This window comes from Candidatus Omnitrophota bacterium (assembly GCA_040755155.1).
Classification (GTDB): domain Bacteria; phylum Hinthialibacterota; class Hinthialibacteria; order Hinthialibacterales; family Hinthialibacteraceae; genus JBFMBP01.
Window position 1 is genome coordinate 1 of record JBFMBP010000045.1, and the last position, 4914, is coordinate 4914.

At 45.9% G+C, this 4914-nt stretch carries 4 protein-coding genes; all 4 read right to left on the minus strand.

Annotation, left to right across the window (positions count from 1 at the left end; all coding sequences use genetic code 11):
- The coding region (locus AB1656_05650; GenBank protein ID MEW6234851.1) for a hypothetical protein at positions 1–229 on the minus strand (229 nt) is incomplete at its 3' end.
- Between the two features lie 268 nt (positions 230–497).
- The gene (locus tag AB1656_05655; protein ID MEW6234852.1) at positions 498–1487 is read right to left on the minus strand and encodes a hypothetical protein; all 990 of its coding nucleotides are present in this window, start codon (positions 1485–1487) and stop codon (positions 498–500) included.
- Positions 1488–1585: 98 nt separating this feature from the next.
- On the minus strand, positions 1586–4438 hold the full coding sequence (locus AB1656_05660) for a carboxypeptidase-like regulatory domain-containing protein (GenBank protein MEW6234853.1): 2853 nt from the start codon (positions 4436–4438) through the stop codon (positions 1586–1588).
- 210 nt (positions 4439–4648) lie between these two features.
- Positions 4649–4914, minus strand: a 266-nt coding sequence (locus tag AB1656_05665; GenBank protein MEW6234854.1) for a gfo/Idh/MocA family oxidoreductase, incomplete at its 5' end; no start/stop codon positions are given.

Sequence of the window (4914 nt, forward strand, 5' to 3'; positions counted from 1 at the left end):
CCGAATAGCCGATGACGAAGCGCGCGATTTTGATGTTGCGCGGGGCCAGCAGTTCTTTCACCCGCTGCGCCCAGGCCGGAGTCAGGTCTTTCTCTTCCGGGACATGCAGTTGAAAGCATTCCACGCCTGGGGCTTCCACGGCGAGTTCCAAAGGAGCGCCAATGCCCGCGCCGAAGGAGCCGAACAAGCCCTTGGGACCGAATTTCTGTTTTTGACTGTATTCCGACATTTTATTTCTCCGCATTTTTTTTAACGGTATTATACGTGAACGATATGAAAGATTGAAAGATCGATCCAAGGGAAAGTCAATGGATGCGGGGGTGGAAGATTCGTCTTGAAGCGCATCGATTTTTTATGTATTGGTGGAAAAAAGATTTGACCAGTGCGATGAAAATAGATGAAGCTTCCGGCGGAAACCAGAAGTCTCTAATTGAGATGACTTGATGACGTCAAGAATAATCATGAAATGCCTGATAGAAAACCATGAATATAATAGTTTATTTTTTTTCATCCTTTTTTACAAAATTCAATATGTCCTGAAATTTCGGCGAATTTCCAAATTTTTCGGCGGTGACTAAGAAAGAGGTATTATTTAACTCACTATGAACTTTAGTCGATATTGGAACATCGTAATTTAAATCGTTCTTCTTCAATTCACCAATAAAATGAAAAGAAGTTAGTTCAAATTGATGATTTCCTTCCTTTTCCCATTCGCCCTTAACAGGTTGAGACTTATAATTCGTCAAGGCGCATATTTTAGGTATAAATAAAGTATCCTCAATTTGATAGAATTGTTTATTTTCATATACTGTACGAGACGAGGGGCTATTATGACTAATCCTTGTAGGAAAACAGGGGTGTTCCTTATCGAACAACAGTTCAATATTAGTGTTTTTGCCTAGGTTTATTTGGAGAATCTTCATTCCTTCGTTATTTGTATTTAATTTGACATTCGATAAATCCATGCCGTAAATCATTTCATAATAAAATTGTTCAATTCCATGATAACGAGTTTCGTTTCGATTTTGACGAAACGTTAGAGATGACACTTCTGTCTTGGAGGGCGCTAGCTCGTAGTCCGCTACAAGACCTTCTTCCGCATATTTTATTTGCATACAAGCATTTTCTTGCGTACTGAAGATAGTCAGTAAATACGTATTTATGTCAAGGCATTTGCATGTGTAGATGGTTGGCCCTAGTTTTTGGGGGCTTACATAATAATTCACATTTTTTTCCAACCGATCTTTTAGTTGTTCAAATGTAATTTTTCTGTTGGATGATTTTACAATGCTTTGGATGTTATTTTTTTCATAGGCAATAGCTTCATCTCTATTTTTGAATAAAGGTTCGATGACGCCCGTTATCTTGACGACGGATTCGAACGACTTGAATTGTTCGCTATAAGCCTTCATGTTTTTGATGAATTCATCCGTCTCCGCGGACGATAGCGTTAAAAAACAGAAAAGAACGGCGGCCGTTGCATACATTGTATTATTCTCCTTATGATATAGTCTTGTTATCCAGAGTAAAAGTCGTTGAATTAAACAAAATCGCTTTCCATCATTTACCTTCCCCAACCGCCTCCCTATTCATTTTGATACAAGATAATCGACGCGCCGTCTTCCAACGAAATGTATTGTGGCATTCGGATGACGCCGAGATCGATCCGATTCGAGGAAGGCGATCCAATCACGCGGCGGAAAACATTCTTGTATCGATCCTTCATCACGGTTAAAAATAAGGTTTCGTTAGGAACGCGATCCAGCAGGAAATATCCATCTTTGCGCGATTTGGTTTTTGGAATGTAATGTTGCAGCCACCCTTGAACGCCTCGAGCCATGCGTACATTGAATCCTGGATTTTTCAGCATATCGAGATCTTCCATCGTTGAGGTTTCCAACAAAACCGATACGTCGGCGTCGGCGACGGGAGAGCCGTCATCCTTGTCGACCAGTTTTCCTTGAATCGAAAGCAGGCCTTTAAATTGAATGATTAAATGGCGTTTCGTTTCGCGGGGCTGGAGATAAAATGTTGGACTAAAAGCCAGCCCTAGTTCGGGATTATGAGCGGAAAGCGTGATAGGATCATCGGAATCGTATTCTCCCGCCAAATGAAAATCGCCGTCCGGCGATTGGAAATGAAACCATCCCTTCGTATAATCGTTCTCCGCTGCAATGCCACCGTTCGACCGACGAATGGCGAGATTTTCCGCGAAGGAAATGTCAAACTCATTGACCGGCGCGCCTTTTTCATCCACTACCTTGCCGAAGATTTCAAAAGAACGGTCTTCTTTCTCATCTACGACAATGGTTACGTCTTTTTGTCCCAATTCGATGTTATCGACCGTGCTTTGTGCGTAAGTTTTTTTAGGTTTCGCCGCAATTTGATAGACAGGATCGGTCAACGGCCTAAAAAGTCCGGAAGGATCGAAGGAGAAAGAACCATTGGCATCCGTTTTCGTTACAAGTTCTCCGATGAATGGAGAGCGATCTTCGCTGCGTTCTTTTTCAAGTGCATAAATGTCAACTTCCGAAATGGGCATTCCTTTTGTAGAAATTACGCTGCCTTCGATTTTACCGTCGAATTTACGTAATACGAAATCGACTTTCATTTGTCCCGTTTCGGGAAGGGAAACCTGACGAGATATCCGTTCGGGATCAAGGAATCCTTTAGCTTCCGCTTGCGCAATATACGTCCCCGGATCTGCGTATAAGAAGTATTCGCCGTTGGCATCTGTCTTGGCACGGCCGCTTACATGCGCCATATCCCCGCCCGTCGGCGGCAAAAAAACGCTAATAAAAGCGTTTTCGATCTTATGTCCCTCTTCATCGCGAACCTCGCCATATAGATTCCAAGCGTTTTGGTATTGGATATTCAAATTTTCGATGGTTTCTCCCGGATGGGGACGAACTTCTTTCGATCGTTTGCCGCCGTATTGCCGATGATTCGCGCGGGCGAGAACGGATGTTGTCGAATCGTCGAATTCGAATTGCCCTTCCAAGCGGAATGATCCATCGTTATTGGTTATCGTTTCGATGTCGGGTCCTGTATTGCGCGAGCCGCGAAATCCCACGGCTTCTTTCGGACTGAAGGAAATTAGGAGAGAGACGCTGGTCTCCGCCAATCCTTCGCCTTTTTCGTTCAGCACTCTGCCGGTTAGGAACCAGGAAGGTTTTAAATAAATCGTGATTCCTACCACATCCTGATCGAGCGAGTGGGAAACGCATAGAGGCGGCTGCGCGCCGAAGCGGAAGAATCCCCCAAAATCGCCGGAGATGAATCCTGCCATTTTTTCGACAAAAAGTTTGTAATTGCCCGGCGTCAAATCGTGAAAAGCGAAAGCGCCTTGTTCGCCGGTTATGCAATATTCCGGCGCGGGCGGAATGGAGAGAATGCTCTCGCGCTGGCATACGACGGTGGCGTTGGGAATCCCTTGCAGGCTTACGGCGTTCAAGACGCGGCCCGATAAGGAAAAGTGGGGAGTCGTAAGCAGTAAAACGATATCGACGGCGTCGGTATTCGAAACGTCCACATCCGTCGCGGCGCGGACGTTTTCGTTATAAGGCGAAACGGCCTCCAGAGAATAGATTCCCGGTTTCATGTCCTTGAAAACGATTTGGCCGTTCGTATCCGTATTGCCGGACGCCGCCGCGATCAGAGACGTAGCAGTGGAATGGATTTCAACCGGCGCGCCGCCGATGGGGTCTCGGCGTTCGTCCACTACCGTAACGGTTATCTGCGCGAGTTGGCTTAGGCGGATGACGATTTTATCCCCAGCCTGAGTCGTTTCTCGATGAGGCAGATAGTTCGGATGGGTTGCTAGGAGAATATATTCGCCGGAAACCAAGGGATAAAGCGCAAATTCTCCGCTCGCAGCAGAAGCAGCAGAAACCGCCTTATGCGCTAGAAGGTTGGAATCGATGGCGGCGCGGGGGGAAACGTTAAGAATAGTTATCGACGCTTCGGCGACAGGATGGTTATCCAGCGATTGAACGGTTCCCAATATGGACTTTTTTCGATAGAGAACGGCGTTAAGGTTGGCGGTGGAATCGTTTGATAAGGAGATTGTTTCGCTATAGCCGAAGAAATCAGGGCATGAAATCGAAATATTATATTGTGCGGCAGGCAAATCCTGGATTTCCGCCCATCCCAAAGCGTCCGTTTCCGCAGAGGCGGCGATTTGGTGGCTAGTGTCGAGAATATGGATGGCGGCTTTGGCGATGGCGGCGCCTTCTTCATCCTGCGCATGGAAGCGCAATCGATTTTGGAGCGGCGCAATATCGGGAACAGGCGTTGCCTGCGCAATGGCGGCGGGGGGCCTCACATGCGTGGTTGGCGCCGGTTTCGGATTGGATTGGATGACGATTATTACTAATACAACGATAATCGTCAGAAATAGAAGAGAAACGAGCGATTTAAATAGAGGTAATTGTCTCATGAGTGGCTCCATAAATAATGCAATTAAACATTACGTTTTTATTGCGTTATTATTGATGTACTATGACATGCCGTACTACACCACTTAATACGTTATAATAATACGTAAATGTCAATAAGAAAAATTCGTTAAAAATTATCATTTAATCAAAAAACAGAGGCCGCGCCAGAATGGGCGGCCCCTGTTTGCGATAGTTCTCTCAGGCTGGTTCTATAAATGCCAGGGGGGGCGCATGGGTTTGGAGATCATTTTATTGGCGTCTTCGTCGCCGATGAATTGCTCAATTTCGGGATTCCAGCGGGTTTTTCGTTTGAGCAGCATGGCGATTTGGCTGAGGTGGCAGATAGTCGTGGAGCGATGGGCCGTTTCCGCCGGGCAGATGGTTTCCTTGCGCGATTGGACGCATTCGATGAAGTTCTGCTGGTGGTTGGGGCTGTTGTAGAGGTGAATTTCGTCCGGCTTGATTTCCGATTCTA